At 59.0% G+C, this 14,372-nt stretch carries 20 protein-coding genes; 9 read left to right on the plus strand and 11 right to left on the minus strand.

Annotated elements, in window-relative coordinates; genetic code table 11:
• Positions 1–20 precede the first annotated feature (20 nt).
• Entirely contained in the window at positions 21–470 is a 450-nt protein-coding gene (locus JT51_RS15510; RefSeq protein WP_037314719.1) for a CopD family protein, read from the minus strand.
• 404 nt (positions 471–874) lie between these two features.
• Between JT51_RS15510 and JT51_RS15515 the strand changes: the two genes are divergently transcribed.
• From JT51_RS15515 to dnaQ, 4 genes are read left to right on the plus strand one after another with little or no spacing between them, the layout of a single operon-like run.
• Positions 875–1,474 carry a Maf family protein gene (locus JT51_RS15515; RefSeq protein ID WP_037314722.1) on the plus strand — a complete coding sequence of 200 codons (600 nt, stop codon included), beginning with the start codon at positions 875–877 and terminating at the stop codon, positions 1,472–1,474.
• Positions 1,471–2,304 (plus strand): shikimate dehydrogenase, encoded by an 834-nt coding sequence (locus tag JT51_RS15520; protein WP_037314726.1) that lies wholly within the window; start codon positions 1,471–1,473, stop codon positions 2,302–2,304. Before JT51_RS15515 ends, JT51_RS15520 begins: the two co-directional genes overlap by 4 nt.
• Complete coding sequence (gene coaE / locus JT51_RS15525) at positions 2,301–2,894, plus strand: dephospho-CoA kinase (protein ID WP_037314729.1); 594 nt, start codon at positions 2,301–2,303, stop codon at positions 2,892–2,894. Before JT51_RS15520 ends, coaE begins: the two co-directional genes overlap by 4 nt.
• Complete coding sequence (gene dnaQ / locus JT51_RS15530; RefSeq protein ID WP_037314733.1) at positions 2,887–3,609, plus strand: DNA polymerase III subunit epsilon; 723 nt, start codon at positions 2,887–2,889, stop codon at positions 3,607–3,609. Before coaE ends, dnaQ begins: the two co-directional genes overlap by 8 nt.
• Before the next feature lie 27 nt (positions 3,610–3,636).
• Here dnaQ and secB read toward each other — a convergent pair whose 3' ends face one another.
• Positions 3,637–4,134: a protein-export chaperone SecB gene (secB, locus tag JT51_RS15535; RefSeq protein ID WP_037314736.1), complete on the minus strand. Its 498-nt coding sequence runs from the start codon at positions 4,132–4,134 to the stop codon at positions 3,637–3,639.
• 54 nt (positions 4,135–4,188) lie between these two features.
• On the minus strand, positions 4,189–4,689 hold the full coding sequence (locus JT51_RS15540; protein ID WP_037314739.1) for an FxsA family protein: 501 nt from the start codon (positions 4,687–4,689) through the stop codon (positions 4,189–4,191).
• A gap of 107 nt (positions 4,690–4,796) precedes the next feature.
• On the opposite strand from JT51_RS15540, the gene JT51_RS15545 reads away from it, so the two are divergent.
• Genes JT51_RS15545 through JT51_RS15555 form a run of 3 tightly spaced genes read left to right on the plus strand, consistent with a single transcriptional unit; the run spans position 4,797 to position 7,080 of the window.
• Complete coding sequence (locus tag JT51_RS15545) at positions 4,797–5,456, plus strand: Tim44/TimA family putative adaptor protein (RefSeq protein ID WP_037314742.1); 660 nt, start codon at positions 4,797–4,799, stop codon at positions 5,454–5,456.
• A complete protein-coding gene (locus JT51_RS15550; protein ID WP_037314745.1) occupies positions 5,453–6,493 on the plus strand; it encodes a murein transglycosylase A in 1,041 nt (346 codons plus the stop codon). Before JT51_RS15545 ends, JT51_RS15550 begins: the two co-directional genes overlap by 4 nt.
• Positions 6,493–7,080, plus strand: coding sequence for a Smr/MutS family protein (locus tag JT51_RS15555; protein ID WP_037314749.1), 588 nt, complete (start codon positions 6,493–6,495; stop codon positions 7,078–7,080). Before JT51_RS15550 ends, JT51_RS15555 begins: the two co-directional genes overlap by 1 nt.
• Here JT51_RS15555 and JT51_RS15560 read toward each other — a convergent pair.
• The 4 genes from JT51_RS15560 to JT51_RS21995 all read right to left on the minus strand — a co-directional run bounded on the left by JT51_RS15560 (position 7,077) and on the right by JT51_RS21995 (position 11,004).
• Positions 7,077–8,297 carry an MFS transporter gene (locus JT51_RS15560; RefSeq protein WP_235216194.1) on the minus strand — a complete coding sequence of 407 codons (1,221 nt, stop codon included), beginning with the start codon at positions 8,295–8,297 and terminating at the stop codon, positions 7,077–7,079. The genes JT51_RS15555 and JT51_RS15560 overlap by 4 nt on opposite strands.
• On the minus strand, positions 8,294–9,355 hold the full coding sequence (locus JT51_RS15565) for an alpha/beta hydrolase (RefSeq protein WP_081894714.1): 1,062 nt from the start codon (positions 9,353–9,355) through the stop codon (positions 8,294–8,296). Before JT51_RS15565 ends, JT51_RS15560 begins: the two co-directional genes overlap by 4 nt.
• Positions 9,356–9,488: 133 nt before the next feature.
• Positions 9,489–10,796: an ATP-dependent protease ATPase subunit HslU gene (gene hslU, locus JT51_RS15570; RefSeq protein WP_037314754.1), complete on the minus strand. Its 1,308-nt coding sequence runs from the start codon at positions 10,794–10,796 to the stop codon at positions 9,489–9,491.
• 37 nt (positions 10,797–10,833) lie between these two features.
• Complete coding sequence (locus JT51_RS21995) at positions 10,834–11,004, minus strand: hypothetical protein (protein ID WP_160175195.1); 171 nt, start codon at positions 11,002–11,004, stop codon at positions 10,834–10,836.
• Between JT51_RS21995 and JT51_RS15575 the strand changes: the two genes are divergently transcribed.
• The gene (locus tag JT51_RS15575) at positions 10,988–12,229 is read left to right on the plus strand and encodes an MFS transporter (protein WP_037314757.1); all 1,242 of its coding nucleotides are present in this window, start codon (positions 10,988–10,990) and stop codon (positions 12,227–12,229) included. The two genes, JT51_RS21995 and JT51_RS15575, sit on opposite strands and share 17 nt — an antisense overlap.
• Here JT51_RS15575 and hslV read toward each other — a convergent pair.
• Positions 12,218–12,778 (minus strand): ATP-dependent protease subunit HslV, encoded by a 561-nt coding sequence (gene hslV, locus JT51_RS15580; RefSeq protein ID WP_037314760.1) that lies wholly within the window; start codon positions 12,776–12,778, stop codon positions 12,218–12,220. The two genes, JT51_RS15575 and hslV, sit on opposite strands and share 12 nt — an antisense overlap.
• Before the next feature lie 197 nt (positions 12,779–12,975).
• Between hslV and JT51_RS15585 the strand changes: the two genes are divergently transcribed.
• Positions 12,976–13,170, plus strand: coding sequence for a DUF1127 domain-containing protein (locus JT51_RS15585; protein ID WP_037314763.1), 195 nt, complete (start codon positions 12,976–12,978; stop codon positions 13,168–13,170).
• Positions 13,171–13,227: 57 nt separating this feature from the next.
• Here the strand turns inward: JT51_RS15585 and JT51_RS15590 are convergent, their stop codons facing one another.
• From JT51_RS15590 to trxA, 3 genes are all read right to left on the minus strand, one after another.
• On the minus strand, positions 13,228–13,590 hold the full coding sequence (locus JT51_RS15590) for a Lin0512 family protein (protein ID WP_037314766.1): 363 nt from the start codon (positions 13,588–13,590) through the stop codon (positions 13,228–13,230).
• On the minus strand, positions 13,587–13,937 hold the full coding sequence (locus JT51_RS15595) for a Lin0512 family protein (RefSeq protein ID WP_037315402.1): 351 nt from the start codon (positions 13,935–13,937) through the stop codon (positions 13,587–13,589). The genes JT51_RS15590 and JT51_RS15595 overlap by 4 nt, the downstream gene beginning before the upstream one ends.
• Positions 13,938–14,010: 73 nt before the next feature.
• Complete coding sequence (gene trxA / locus JT51_RS15600) at positions 14,011–14,331, minus strand: thioredoxin (RefSeq protein WP_037314769.1); 321 nt, start codon at positions 14,329–14,331, stop codon at positions 14,011–14,013.
• Between the last annotated feature and the right edge of the window lie 41 nt (positions 14,332–14,372).

Genomic DNA, 14,372 nt, shown 5'->3' on the forward strand with positions numbered 1-14,372 from the left:
GGACCAGAGTCAAATAGCCCTCAGAACTTCAGAACGACCGCCAGAACGATGATAACCATCAAAACGGTCGGGACCTCGTTCATCATGCGGTATTGGCGCCCTGTGAGCGTGTTTCGCCCCTCATGGAAATCCTTGCGGCGTGTCATCAGCCAGTGATGGAACCAGGTCATCCCAATTACCGCAGCGCCTTTGACCCAGGGCCATGCCCAGTCCCATCCCACGATACCCGGCGTAAACACCATGATCAGCCCGCAAACCCAGGCCACGATCATCGCGGGACGCATGATCACGCGCAGCAGCTTGTCCTCCATTTCAAAGAAGATCTCTTGCGCGCCGTCAACGGCCTGCGCCTTTTCCACGTGATAGACGAACAGGCGTGGTAGGTAGAACAACCCTGCCATCCAGGAAATCACCGCCATGATGTGCAGGGACTTCACCCACGGGTACAGCGTGAAAAGAAGATCTGTCATTTTGGCTCCGGACGTTGCTCGGAACTCTCCCTAATAAAAAAATAAGAAAAGAAAAAGGAAGATGGTTTTGTAGGGTGAGCAAAATCCGTGGATTATTGTTTTACCCAAGCGTTTTCCCCAAGTGGACAGAATTCATCACAAACTGGCTGATTCTGTTGGTAGAGAATAAAAATGTTTTAGAACAATGTCTTGACTAACGTGTGATTTCTATTTTTTGGGGATAACTCAAGGGGTAAGATGGGAAAAACCGGTTATCCCGGTCTTGCAAGTTATCCTTGTCCCGATTGGACAGGTTTCGGGCGACTCGGGGAAGTTTGACGCGAAATTACCGGGGTTGCGTGTCAACCGGAAAACCATACAAACCATCCCAGAACGCTCAACAAATTGCTCAGGGGGTTTTCCACATGTCTGTCCCCATCATTCTTGCCTCGGGGTCGTCCATCCGTGCACAGCTGCTGCGCAATGCAGGCGTGCCTTTTACCGTGCAGACCGCGCGTGTGGACGAGGACACCGCCAAACGCGCGTTGCTGGCCGAGGATGCACCGCCGCGCGACATCGCCGATGCATTGGCCGAGATGAAGGCGCGCAAGGTCAGCGAAAAAACCCCGGGCGCGATGGTTCTGGGCTGTGATCAGGTGTTGGATTTCGAGGGGCAGTTGTTGTCCAAGCCGGAAACGCCCCACGACGCGCTGGCGCAGCTTAAGGCGATGCGGGGCAAGCGGCACATGTTGCTGTCTGCTGCGGTGATCTATCAAAACGGCGAGCCGATCTGGCGGCACGTAGGTCAGGTACGCTTGCGGATGCGCGCCAGCTCGGATGCCTATCTGCGCGATTATGTTGATCGCAACTGGGACAGTATCCGGCACGCGGTAGGCGCTTATAAGCTGGAAGAAGAAGGCGTGCGCCTGTTCGCCACCATTGACGGCGATTACTTTAATGTCTTGGGTATACCGCTGCTGGAGCTGTTGAATTTTCTGGCCGTCAAAGGGGTGATTGATCAATGACGCATAACCAAATTCCACTGGCCGGGGTGATCGGGCACCCGATTGCGCATTCGAAATCACCGCAGCTGCATGGCCATTGGTTGAAAACCTATGGTCTGGCCGGGCATTACATTCCCATGGACGTGGCGCCAGAGGATTTAGAGTCGGTTCTGCGCACCCTGCCCAAGGCTGGTTTTGTGGGTGCCAATGTCACCGTCCCACATAAAGAGGCCGCGCTGCGCATTGCGGATCACGTGTCCGAGCGCGCCTCGGTCATTGGTGCGGCGAATACGTTGGTGTTTCAGGACGATGGTACGATCCATGCGGATAACACCGATGGATATGGTTTCATGCAGAACCTGCGCGGCGGTGCGCCCGATTGGGTCCCGTCAGAGGGCCCGGCGGTGGTGTTTGGCGCGGGCGGCGCGGCGCGCGCAGTGTTGCAAGGTTTGTTGGATGCGGGCGTGCCCGAGATTCTGCTGACCAACCGCACCCAAACCCGTGCGGACCAACTGAAGCAGGAATTCGGCAACCGTATCACGGTGGTTGATTGGGTACAGGCCGGAAATGTCATCGAAAATGCCGAACTGGTGGTCAACACCACCTCGCTGGGGATGCAGGGCCAGCCTGAACTGCGGGTGCCGCTGGATGGGTTGCAGCCGGGATCGGTGGTGACCGATCTGGTCTATGCACCGCTGAAAACCGCCCTGCTGCAACAGGCGGAAGAGGTCGGATGCACCACTGTCGACGGGTTGGGCATGTTGCTGCATCAGGCAGTGCCCGGTTTTGAGCGCTGGTTTGGCACGCGCCCCAAGGTGACAGACGACCTGCGCGCGGCGGTGTTGGGATGAGCTTTGCGCTTGGCCTGACGGGCTCGATCGGGATGGGCAAAAGCACCACGGCGCAGATGTTCGTCGATGAGGGCTGCGCGCTGTGGGATGCGGATGCGGCGGTGCATCGGCTGTATTCTGCCGGCGGCACTGCGGTTGCGCCCATGGGCAAAACCTTTTCCGCGGCGATTGTCGATGGCGCGGTGAGCCGGGATGCGTTGAAACAGATCATCTCGGCCGATCCGGCGGCGCTGAAAGTGATCGAAACCATCGTACACCCGTTGGTTGGTGCTGACCGGGCTGCGTTTCGGGAAAACGCCACGGCGGATATTCTGGTGTTCGACATCCCTCTGCTGTTCGAAACCGGGGGCGAAGCCGCGATGGACGCGGTGGCCTGCGTGTCGATCCCGGCGGATGAACAAAAACGCCGCGTGATGGCACGCGGCACGATGACCGAGGCGCAGTTCGAACAGATCCGCGCCAAACAGATGCCCAACGACGAAAAATGCGCGCGGTCGGATTTTGTGATCGTCACGGACACGCTGGACCATGCCCGCGCACAGGTGCAGGATGTGGTCAGGCAGATACGGGCGGTGATGGCAGATGCGTGAGATTGTTCTTGATACCGAAACCACGGGCTTTGACCCCGAAAGCGGCGACCGGATTGTCGAGATCGGCGCGGTCGAGCTGTGGAACCACGTGGCCACAGGCGAGACCTATCACGTCTATATCAACCCCGAACGGTCAATGCCCGAAGAGGCGTTTGGCGTGCATGGCATCGGCCCCGACCTTCTGGACAACCCGCGCCCGCCCGAAAAGGGCGAGGTCACGCTGAAGGACAAGCCGGTTTTTGCCAAGGTCGGTCAGGGATTCCTGGATTTCGTCAGGGATTCGAAACTGGTGATCCACAACGCCTCTTTCGACATGAAATTCCTGAACGCAGAACTCAAATGGATGGGTTTGCCGCAGATCCCGATGGATCAGGCGCTGGATACGCTGGCCATTGCGCGCAAGCGGTTTCCGGGTTCACCGGCCTCGCTGGACGCATTGTGTCGTCGATTCAATATCGACAATACGAACCGGGTGCTGCACGGGGCGTTGCTCGACTCGGAAATTCTGGCCGAAGTCTATCTGGAACTGACCGGTGGGCGGCAGCCGGATTTTGGCCTGTCCACGGCGGCGTCTTCTGCTGCGGGTGGCGCGGATAACTGGCGTCCGACTGCGCGCCCGACCCCCTTGGCGTCAAAGATCACCGACGAAGAACGTGCGGCGCATGAGGCTTTTGTTGAAAAACTGGGCGAAAACGCCCTGTGGACCCGCGCCTGAGGTCAAGCCCGGCGCGGGTCAATCTTATCAGGCGTCGGTTTTCTGGGATTCAGCCTGACGACGCATCAGTTCATTGCGGTACAGGGCGACAAAGTCGATGTTGTCCAGATTGACGGGCGGATAGCCACCGTCGCGGGTGATGTCGCTGACGATGCGGCGCAGGAACGGGAACAACATGCGCGGGCATTCGATCATCAGGAACGGGTGCAGCTGATCTTCGGCGACACCTTCGATGTGAAACAGGCCGCAATAGTCAAGCTCACACAGGAACAGGATGTCTTCCAGACCCTTGGCCTTGGACTTGAGGTTCAGCTTGACTGACACTTCGTACTGGTGCTCGGTCGGGCGCTTTTTCGCGTCCAGGTTCACCTGAACGGCGATTTCGGGCTGAACGTCACCGGACACGCCTTTTTGCGCCATTACGTTTTCAAAGGACATGTCCCGAATGAATTGTCCCAGAACGCGCATCTGAATTTGCGGGGCGGCCTGTGCCGCGGTGTTTTCTGCAGGGCTTTCGTCAGCCATGGAACTACTCCAAAAATGAAATTCTCCACTGCTTAGCAAGTTGGGCGCGGCACCTCAATGCTGGTGCGGCCCTTCGACCCATTTGGATGGCTTTGACGGGTCTTGACGCGGGCGGACCTCGGTGAATTCGCCGTCGATCACGTCATCGGGATCAGACTGGGCAGGACCGGTGCGAAACTGCGCGCCGGTGCCCATCTGGAACTGTGTGAACTTTACCCGGGACTTGAGATACCGAAAGACCGAAACGCGCACCGCCGGGATAAGCAGAGCAAACCCAACCGCATCGGTGAAAAACCCCGGCGTCAGCAGCAAAACACCGGACAGCAGGATCATTGCGCCATGGGCCAGAGGTTCGGTCGGATCGTCCAGTTCGGCAAAGGATCGCTGCAGATTGGCCAGCGCCATGCGACCTTGTGTCCTGACCAGCGCAGTGCCCAGAACCGCCGTCAGAACCACGATTGCAAGGGTTGGCCACAGGCCGATCAGGCCACCAACCTGAATGAACAGGGCAATCTCGATGATCGGAACCAATAAAAATGCCAAGAACAGATACATATGCGTTATCCTTTACCAGAGGCCCAACGGTGGACTTGCCACGAACTGTCACCTACATAGTGGCAAGAGGCTGCGTATACAAAGTCGCGGTCTGAAAAGAGGATGAAATGAACGAACCGATGATCCAGTTGCTGGTCCTGGCCGGAATTGCCATTTTCCTTATCCTGCGCCTGAAAAGTGTGCTGGGTACCCGTGAAGGTTTTGAGAAACCTCCCGTTCAGCAACAGCCAGACACGCAGAGTGCCCGCCACGGGTTCGAAGTGATCGACGGTGGCCCGGATCACGACATCACCGACCATGTCGCCGAAGACAGCGAACAGGCACAGACGCTGGCCGCGATGAAGCGGATCGAGCCCGCATTTTCCGTCACCGAATTCGTGCAGGGTGCGCGTGGTGCCTATGAAATGATCGTCATGGGGTTCGAAAAGGGAAATCTGGACGAGATCCAGCCCTTCCTGTCCGAAGAGGTGTTCGATACTTTCGTCTCGGTCGTTGCCGATCGCGAAGACAAGGGCCTGACCATCGAGGCCGAGTTCATTGGCGTTCGTGAAACCACGCTGGCCGATGCGAAGTTCGACAAGGATACCAATCAGGCCGAGATCACCATGAAATTCGTGGGTGAGCTGACCTCGGTCGTGCGGGATCGCGGCGGCGATATCGTCGAAGGCAATCCGAACACCGTCAAACGCCAAAAGGACAGCTGGACCTTTGCCCGCGTCATGGGCGAGGACGATCCGAACTGGCTGCTTGTCGCCACGGACGCATGATTGCCGCACTCCGGTCGCTTATCCTGGTGGGCGCAATGACCACCGCAAGCGCCGCCGGAGCAGAGGCGATGCGCTCGATCCTGTCGTTTGACGACCTTGAAGGCTGGGCCGCCGATGATCACGGGGCGGCCCTTTCGGTTTTTCTGAACACTTGCGGCGATCTGAAAGACCCGGACTGGCGTGCCCTGTGCGGCGTGGCCGGCACCTATGAACCAGACGCGGCGCGGTCGTTTTTTGAGCTGTTCTTTCGCCCGGTTCTGGTCGAAGACGGCAAGGACGCGCTGTTCACCGGATATTTTGAACCAGAATTGGATGGATCGCGCAGCCGGACCGACCGGTTCAAATACCCGATCTACAAGATGCCGCCCGAGGCGCGCGCCGAAGGTCCATGGCTAAGCCGCCGGGAAATCCTGACCGGTGACGTGATGACCGGACGAGAGTTGGAAATTGCCTGGGTCGATGACCCGGTCGAATTGTTCTTTCTGCAAATCCAGGGCTCGGGCCGTATTCGCCTGCCCGGTGGCGGTGGATTGCGGGTGGGCTATGGTGGTGCAAACGGGCATCCCTATCGGTCAATCGGGTCCGAGTTGATCCGGCAAGGGGCGTTGGGCGCGCATGAGGTCAGCGCCCAGATGATCCGCGCCTGGGTCCGCAAAAACCCCGAGGCCGGGGCGGAACTGCTGTTTCACAACCCGTCCTATGTGTTTTTTCGCGAAGTCACACGCGTCGCGCCCGAGCACGGTCCGCTGGGGGCAATGAACCGATCCGTCACCACCATGCGCAGTATTGCCGCCGATCCGGCCTATACGCCGTTGGGGGCTCCGGTCTGGGTGGAAAAGGATGGCAAAAAACCGTTGCGGCGATTGATGATCGCGCAAGATACCGGGGCTGCCATCAAAGGCGCACAGCGGGCGGATATTTTCTTTGGCACCGGCGACGCCGCCGGTCAGGCGGCCGGGCGTCTGAAAGACCCAGGCCGGATGGTGCTTTTGCTGCCGATCCAGCGCGCCTATGCCCTGATCCCGGATGAGTTCTGATGACCCGTCGCAAACTGACCACAGAAGAGATTGATCTGTGGCGCAAGGTCACCCAACAGGCCGAGCGTCTGCACCCCGAACTGCCCCAGTCGGTGCATCCGACCACCCTGCCCAAGCCCAAGCCGACCAAGGCCCCGAAGGCGCGGATTGAGGCGTTCGAACTTGGCCAGACCGCCGCGACCAAACCCGCACGTAACGCGCTGAAACCTTCGGTCACGGACGCCCTGCGCGCAAGCCCGGTGCAAATGGACACCAAGGCCTTTGGCCGGATGAAACGGGGCAAGCTGAAACCCGAAGGCAAGCTGGACCTACATGGTATGCGCATGGATACGGCGTATCCTGCTCTGATCCGGTTCATCCTGACGGCTCAGGCGCAGGGCAAGCGTCTGGTTCTGGTGGTGACAGGCAAGGGCAAGGACCGTGATGAGCCCGGCCCGATCCCCACGCCCCGGGGTGTGTTGCGCAATCAGGTGCCGCAATGGCTGTCGCTGCCGCCCGTGGCGCAGGCCGTGTTGCAGGTAACGCCCGCCCACATCAGCCACGGCGGAGATGGGGCCTATTACGTCTACCTGCGCCGCACCCGCTAAAGGGTGCGGGCCGCACGGGTGATGCCAACCCAGGCCAACAAACAGACCAGCACAAAAAAGCCGCCGATCCACAGGAATTGTGTGTTCAACGAGACACCCTGGTCGATCAACACGCCGGTTAACCCCGGCCCGATGGCAGATCCCAGCACCATGACCGCCGTTGCCATCGCCTTGATCGCGCCGATATGCCGGGTGCCGTAGAATTCCGCCCAGAACGCGCTGGGCAAGGTGTTGTTGGCCCCAACCGTCAGGCCCAAAAAAACCAAAGCCGCCAAAGCCCCGCCAATCGACCCAGTTGTCGAAAGGATCACAAAGCCAACGGACATGGGAAGTTGGTAAAACGGCATCATGCGGGCCGTGCCCCATTTATCCAGCGCCCACCCCGCCGCAAACATCGACAGCAGCGATACACCGGTGAAAACCGGGAACAGGGCGACAAGCTCGATATGTTGCCAGCCTTTGATTTCGGCCAGATGGACCTGATGAAAGAAAAAGGCGGTAATAAAGGCGGATGGGCCAAGCAAGGCGGGTGCCATGAACCAGAACAGGGGATGAAACAGCGCCTCGCGCCGGGTCCAGTGATGGCCCTGCATCCCGGCGGCTGAGTATTCGCTGGCCAGACTTTGTGGTGTTCGTTCCTGGCGCAGCATCCGCGTAAGTGCTGGTATCCCCAGCAGCGTGATGCCTGCCGCAATCACCCAAAGCCAACGCCAGTCCAGAAAGGCCATGGCGGCGACAAAGATCAGTGGCAGCAGGGCCTCGCCCATGGCAAATCCGGTCGATGCAATGGATAACGCTCTGCCACGGGTTACAGTGAACCAGCGCGTCATGGCGACAAGGGCCAGATGGGTGCTCATCCCCTGTCCGAAAAGGCGCAGCAGAAAGATCACCACCGGCAGCAGGATCAGCCACCGGTTCAACGCCATGCACAGCGCCGCAAGCGCAAGCCCGGCCAGAACCACCGGCCCCAGGGTCCGCACGCGGAACGTGTCGGTCAGGGCCCCGGCCCAGATCATCACCACCGCTGAAACAGTCGTACCCAGCGAGTACAGGCTGCCCCAGGCCCCGTGACTCAGCCCGAATTCCGCCCGGATTTCACCCGAAAAGATCGAGATGAAAAAAGTCTGCCCAAAGCTGGACATAAAGGTCAAAAGCACCCCGGCACCCAACCAGGTGGCATTGTCCTGCAAGTAATGACGCAGGCGGGAGTGCATCATGGGGAACTGACCTGCGCCTGCCCGGTTTCGGTCAGAACGATTTCGGTTGCCCCGCTGGGATTGCGGGCCTCTGCCGGTACAAGCACGTCAATTCCGCGCCGGTTCGTGTCAAAGGTCTGGCCCACGCGGCGGGCCGAGGTCAGGATTGCCAGCAAAGCCGGTGATGTCGCCGCCACAAAATGGGACGAGGCGGCGTCGCTGTTGAAGGCGGTCGTATCCAGAATGCTGATCTTATAGTCGGCCAGTGTTTCAGCCGAGCTGATATTGCCCAGCCGCTCACCCTTGGCTGTGCCGCGCAGGCGGGCCGAGATGCCAAGCAGTTTGTCCTTTTGCGAGACCATCACGACAAACGGATCCGGCAGGGTCTTGATACTGTCCATTTGGGATCGGAACAGATCCACATCCAGATCGGGCGAGATCAGAACCACCCCCTCGATGTTTCTGCTGGCCCAGCCCGGTTCGCGCAACTCGGCCTGGCGCATCATTTCCATCGTCAGCGCGCCGCCCATGGAATGGGCAACGATGACCACCCTGCGAATACCCATCGACTTGAGCTGCCGCACCGTCTGTTCCAGCCCATCGCGGGCAAACAACATACTGTCCAGATCATAGGCATAGCCATATCCGGTGGCCTGGCTGGGCCAGGAATATACCATCGTGGCGCCGGGTATGCCGATATCGCGGCTTAGCTGAGCAGCCCGGAAAGTGGTTTCGGATTGGGTGGTGTTATAGCCGTGTACAAAGATCGAAACCTCATCAGTCCCGCGCAAACGGGTTTTAAGGTCCTGTGGTCCCTGCAGCTCATCCACACGGGCCATGACGAATTGTGTTTCGGGATCGGGGTTGGCGTAAGAAAAATCCAGTGTTCCCGGCGTGTGGTTCGGCGGGATCGAAACCGTCATTTCCAGATACTTCAGCCCGCCCCCGCGCCCAAACCTGTAAGACCCATCCGGTTCCCGCGCACGCGTCGTTGTGGCGTAAACCGTTTCCGGTGTGCCCACGTTCAATGCCGCCGGAACAGTCTGAGAGATTGAGCGATCCACACAAGCGGTCAGCATGAGTGGAATCAGGAAAAGAACGATATAGCGCAGCACAACTGACCCTTTGGGTGTTTCGTGCCTACGCTATCTATTTCTTGGCCCGCGTCCAGCGGCGCAGGGCGGAAAATGCGGCGAAAACCGGCTGGCGGCGTTACAAAACGTAACGACTCAGGTCGGTCGATTTGGTCAGCTCGCCCAGATTGTCGTCCACAAACTGCGCGTTCACCGTGATTTCGGCGCCGGCCTGGTCGGGCGCGGTGAACGACAGCTCTTCGAACACGCGTTCCATCACCGTGTACAGCCGCCGCGCGCCGATGTTCTCGATACTCTGGTTCACATCTGCCGCGATGCGGGCCAGTGCTGCAATCCCGTCCTCGGTAAAGCTGACGGTGACTTCTTCGGTGCCCATCAGGGCGGTGTACTGAAGGGTCAGAGCGTTGTCGGTTTCGGTCAGGATGCGCACGAAATCCTCTTCGGTCAGGGCGCGCAATTCTACACGGATCGGCAAGCGGCCCTGCAATTCCGGCAGCAGGTCCGATGGTTTGGCGATGTGGAACGCACCCGACGCGATGAACAGGATGTGGTCGGTTTTCACCGGCCCGTGCTTGGTGGATACGGTTGTGCCTTCGATCAGAGGCAGCAGGTCGCGCTGCACGCCCTCGCGGCTGACATCGCCACCGCGCGCGTCTGTGCGGGCGCAGACCTTGTCGATTTCATCCAGAAACACGATGCCGTTCTGTTCAACGGATTCCAGCGCGACACGGTTGACCGTTTCATCATCCAGCAGCTTGTCGGCCTCTTCCCCAATCAGCGCTTCATAGCTTTCGGCGACAGTCAGGCGTTTTTTGACGGTGCGCCCGCCAAAGGCTTTGCCGAAGATATCACCCAGATTCATCATCCCCATCTGGCTGCCCGGCTGACCCGGAACTTCGAACATCGGCATCGGGTTTGAACTGTCGGACAGCTCCAGCTCGATCACCGTGTCGTCCAGCTCACCTGCTTTCAGCTTTTTGCGGAACATCTCACGCGTGGCGTCACGGGCGTCGGTTCCGGCGATGGTTTCGATCACGCGGTCTTCGGCGGCCTGATAGGCCTTGGCCTTGACGTCCTCGCGCATGTACTCCCGCGTCTGCAGGATCGCGGCATCGGCCAGATCGCGCACGATCTGTTCGACGTCACGGCCGACATATCCGACCTCGGTGAATTTGGTGGCTTCGACCTTGATAAAGGGCGCGCGGGCCAGTTTGGCCAGGCGGCGGCTGATCTCGGTCTTGCCCACCCCGGTGGGGCCGATCATCAGGATGTTCTTTGGATAAACCTCGTCCCGGATATCATCGGCCAGCTGCTTGCGCCGCCACCGATTGCGCAGCGCCACGGCCACGGCACGTTTGGCATCCTTTTGCCCGATGATAAAACGATCCAGTTCCGAGACAATCTCGCGCGGGGTCAGGTCGGTCAAGGGGCAGTCCTTTCGATCGGCATGGGTCAGATGCGGCTTAGGTAATCACCGCCGGGGCGAAAACAACCAAGCTTTTTTCCTTGGCAGCGTTGGTTAGCAACGCCCCACCGGGTTTGCAAATGCTTTCCATAGGTGAAACGCGCGCCTTCTGGTACTGTGTTTTCAAGGCGTTGAGGGTCAGGAGCGCGGATATGACGAAAATTGCCAAGATCACCCTTCTGTTTGTGGTTTTTGTCGACCTGATCGGGCAAGGGCTGGTTTTCCCGATTATCAACTCTCTGATCATGGAGACGAAATCGGGTTTCCTGCCGCAAAGCACCGCCACAGGAACGCGCCATTTGTACTATGGGCTGGTGATCGGATGCTTTTTTCTGTCGTGGTTTCTGGGTGTGGTCTATGTCTCCAAGGTCTCGGATTCCATTGGGCGCAAGAATGCGTTGCTGGTGTGTCTGTGTGGTGCCTTGGCAGGCTATGCGCTGACCATCGCGGCGCTGTATCTCAACAGTCTGTTGTTGCTGATCGTCGGGCGTTCGATCACCGGCTTTACCGCCGGGAACCAGCCCATCGCGCAGGCGGCGATGATCGATGGCAGTACGGATGCCGCTGACCGGGACCGCAACATGGGCTATATTATCACCGGCGTCAGCTTTGGTCTTGTGGGCGGCCCGATCATTGGCGCGGTGCTGTCGGACGCGAACCTTCTGGGCAGTTTCGCCACCCTGAAAACCCCGTTCTACGGCGCGTTTGTCTTGGTGATGATCGCGATTTTCCTGGTGCTGTTCTATTTCAAGGACACCCGGACCGAGCGTACGGCCTTTGTGTTCCGTCCCCGTGACATCACCGACAGTCTGGTTGCGGTGCGCGAACATCCGATGGTTCTGAAAATCCTGCCGGTCTATGCGCTGTTCATGATTGCCAACGTCACCTTCTATGTGTTCGTCGACAATTTCCTGACCAGCGCCTGGGGGTATGGCGTGATCGGCGGCAGCATGGCGATGGTGGTGATCGGCTTTGCGCTGGCGTTTTCCAGCACGTTCCTTGTCAAACCCGCGCAAGAGAGGTTCAGCAAGCACCAGATCATCTATACCTCACTTGTGGTCATGGTGATCTGCGGTTTTGGCTTTGCCTTCAGCCCCAGCGGCGTGCTGAGTTATGTTCCGGTCTTCTTCTTCTATTTCTTCTTCGGTGTGTCCTACCCAACCATGCTGGGGCTGTTCTCATCCGCCGTCAGCGAGACCGATCAGGGTTGGGTCATGGGGGTAACCACCGCCGTCTTCTGTCTGGCGGGTGGTGTCATGTCCCTGGTCGGCGGCGGATTGATGAGCTTTGATATCCGCCTGCCCTATTACATCGTCGTCGCGACAGCGTTGATGGGTCTGATCGGAATGCACCTGCGCTGGAAAGGCAAAGAGATCAAAACGCTATTGGCCTGAGATCGTCTCTACCGTCAGCTTGCCGTTGGTATAAACACAGATGTCGGCGGCGATCGCCATGGCTTCGCGGGCCACGTCCTCGGCGGGTTTGTCGCTGTTCATCATCGCGCGCGCGGCGGCCAGGGCAAAGTTGCCGCCTGATCCGATGGCGGCCACGTTGTGTTCAGGTTCCAGTACGTCGCCTGCCCCGGTGATCACCAGCAGATCTTTGCCATCGGTGACGATCAGCATCGCCTCAAGCTTTTGCAGGTACTTATCCGTGCGCCAGTCCTTGGCCAGTTCGACCGAAGCGCGCGCCAGTTGGCCGGGTGTGGCCTCAAGCTTGGCTTCCAGCCGTTCCAACAGCGTAAAGGCATCGGCGGTCGAACCGGCGAAACCGGCCACAACCTCGAACCCGCCGGGCGACAGGCGGCGTACCTTGCGGGCGGTGCCCTTGATCACGGTCTGGCCCAGGCTGACCTGTCCGTCCCCGGCAATCACCACTTGACCGCCTTTCTTGACGCCAATGATGGTTGTGCCGTGCCAACCGGGAAAATCGCTGTCCGCCATAAAAGCCTCCGTTTCCATCTGGCGTCCTATATGGGCCGGACCCGCCCGCAGCGCAACAGGTCACAAACGGTGCGAAAGATATGCAAGAATCGCAAACCGGGGTTACCGGACTAGCAATTGTGGGACTCAGCCGAAACTTCTACATGAGCCTCACAACCGACAATGGGTCGGCTGTTTCAGTTATAAGGAATGCGCAAATGGCAACCACCGCAAACATCCATGCGCCGCTCGGAGCAGCTACCGTCCTGCATGTAGTGGACGCGTTCATCGGATCATTCGAAAAAGCAGTCGCGTGGAATGAATCCCGCAAGACCCGCAAGGCCCTGTCGGTCCTGAGCGACGAACAGCTGGAAGATATCGGCCTGTGCCGCGCGGATATCAAGAACCTCTGATCCGCGTCCCACCGGACCATTAAAGACAAGCCGCTCGTCCGAGCGGCTTTTTCTTTGTCAGGACAGTTTATATTGGTCCGAGAGGTCCGGCAAAAAAGCCTCGACCGCGGCGGTTGCCACGACATGTCGCGTGCCGGATTCAGTATCTTGAACATCAAGCCCGCCTTTGACGGCCCGCACCTCGGCCCGGCCCCGGGGCAGATCGGCGGCAACCAGGTCACAATCCACTTGATCCGGGTTTTGCACCGCAATCGTGACACGCACGCGCATTTCGCTGTGGTCGATGCCCAGCTTGGAAAACAGCGTGATGGATGAATGGTGCAGCGCATCCTGCACAGCCCGCCGCGCAGCCTTGGTGTAATCCTGCCCGTACAGATCGTTCCCGGTGCCCATTTCCAGAATGATACGCTTTTCAGTCATTGCGCCGGCTCCATATCAAAAGACACGATGATGGCCGCATTGGCTATGACGGTGCGGCCGTCGGTGTGCGGCTTTTCAATGTCCAGCCCACCCTGCGCGACGGTGATGTTCGGGTGACCATAGGGGAATATGGCCTTCAGCGCGTCTTGATCGACCTTGTCGGGCTGCTGCACGCCAATCTCGGCGTCGATGATCATGGCTTCTTTCGGGAAATCGAACAGTTCGGCCATGTTGACCGAATTGTGCCACAGCGCGTCTTTGATGGCCCGCAGCGCGGCCTCGGTATAGTCCTCGCGCCGCAGCGAGGTGCCCATGCCAAATTCAACAAGAACCCGTGTTTTCGCCATTTGTTCCTCCGGCATAAAAAAGGCGCCCTGATGCAGGCGCCTTTGATCTGTATGTCTCTGATCGGAGCACGGATCAGATGGATTCTTCGATCCAGCTTTGCAGGGCAGCCTTTGGTGCCGCGCCCGCGCGGTTCGAAACAACCTGACCGTCCTTGAAGATGAACAGCGCCGGGATACCGCGCACGCCCATGGCGGCGGCGGCATTGGGGTTGCTGTCGACGTCGACCTTGGCGATCTTCACCTTGTCGCCGTATTCCGCCGCCAGCTCTTCCAGAGCGGGGCCGATCTGCTTACAGGGTCCGCACCACTCGGCCCAGAAATCGACAACCACGGGGATGTCAGAGTTCTTGACTTCGGCGTCAAAGGTATCGTCGGTAACGGCTACGGTCGACATATTCTGTCTCCTGAATGGGGAATGCTTGGTCACAGAACCTA

Source organism: Ruegeria halocynthiae, from assembly GCF_000743705.1.
Lineage (GTDB): Bacteria > Pseudomonadota > Alphaproteobacteria > Rhodobacterales > Rhodobacteraceae > Ruegeria > Ruegeria halocynthiae_B.

Bases quoted from the DNA above. Each gene is read 5' to 3' on its own strand.
- JT51_RS15510 (WP_037314719.1), bottom strand. From the start codon at position 470: ATGACAGATCTTCTTTTCACGCTGTACCCGTGGGTGAAGTCCCTGCAC.
- JT51_RS15515 (WP_037314722.1), top strand. From the start codon at position 875: ATGTCTGTCCCCATCATTCTTGCCTCGGGGTCGTCCATCCGTGCACAG.
- JT51_RS15520 (WP_037314726.1), top strand. From the start codon at position 1,471: ATGACGCATAACCAAATTCCACTGGCCGGGGTGATCGGGCACCCGATT.
- coaE (WP_037314729.1), top strand. From the start codon at position 2,301: ATGAGCTTTGCGCTTGGCCTGACGGGCTCGATCGGGATGGGCAAAAGC.
- dnaQ (WP_037314733.1), top strand. From the start codon at position 2,887: ATGCGTGAGATTGTTCTTGATACCGAAACCACGGGCTTTGACCCCGAA.
- secB (WP_037314736.1), bottom strand. From the start codon at position 4,134: ATGGCTGACGAAAGCCCTGCAGAAAACACCGCGGCACAGGCCGCCCCG.
- JT51_RS15540 (WP_037314739.1), bottom strand. From the start codon at position 4,689: ATGTATCTGTTCTTGGCATTTTTATTGGTTCCGATCATCGAGATTGCC.
- JT51_RS15545 (WP_037314742.1), top strand. From the start codon at position 4,797: ATGAACGAACCGATGATCCAGTTGCTGGTCCTGGCCGGAATTGCCATT.
- JT51_RS15550 (WP_037314745.1), top strand. From the start codon at position 5,453: ATGATTGCCGCACTCCGGTCGCTTATCCTGGTGGGCGCAATGACCACC.
- JT51_RS15555 (WP_037314749.1), top strand. From the start codon at position 6,493: ATGACCCGTCGCAAACTGACCACAGAAGAGATTGATCTGTGGCGCAAG.
- JT51_RS15560 (WP_235216194.1), bottom strand. From the start codon at position 8,297: ATGATGCACTCCCGCCTGCGTCATTACTTGCAGGACAATGCCACCTGG.
- JT51_RS15565 (WP_081894714.1), bottom strand. From the start codon at position 9,355: ATGCTGACCGCTTGTGTGGATCGCTCAATCTCTCAGACTGTTCCGGCG.
- JT51_RS15575 (WP_037314757.1), top strand. From the start codon at position 10,988: ATGACGAAAATTGCCAAGATCACCCTTCTGTTTGTGGTTTTTGTCGAC.
- hslV (WP_037314760.1), bottom strand. From the start codon at position 12,778: ATGGCGGACAGCGATTTTCCCGGTTGGCACGGCACAACCATCATTGGC.
- JT51_RS15585 (WP_037314763.1), top strand. From the start codon at position 12,976: ATGGCAACCACCGCAAACATCCATGCGCCGCTCGGAGCAGCTACCGTC.
- JT51_RS15590 (WP_037314766.1), bottom strand. From the start codon at position 13,590: ATGACTGAAAAGCGTATCATTCTGGAAATGGGCACCGGGAACGATCTG.
- JT51_RS15595 (WP_037315402.1), bottom strand. From the start codon at position 13,937: ATGGCGAAAACACGGGTTCTTGTTGAATTTGGCATGGGCACCTCGCTG.
- trxA (WP_037314769.1), bottom strand. From the start codon at position 14,331: ATGTCGACCGTAGCCGTTACCGACGATACCTTTGACGCCGAAGTCAAG.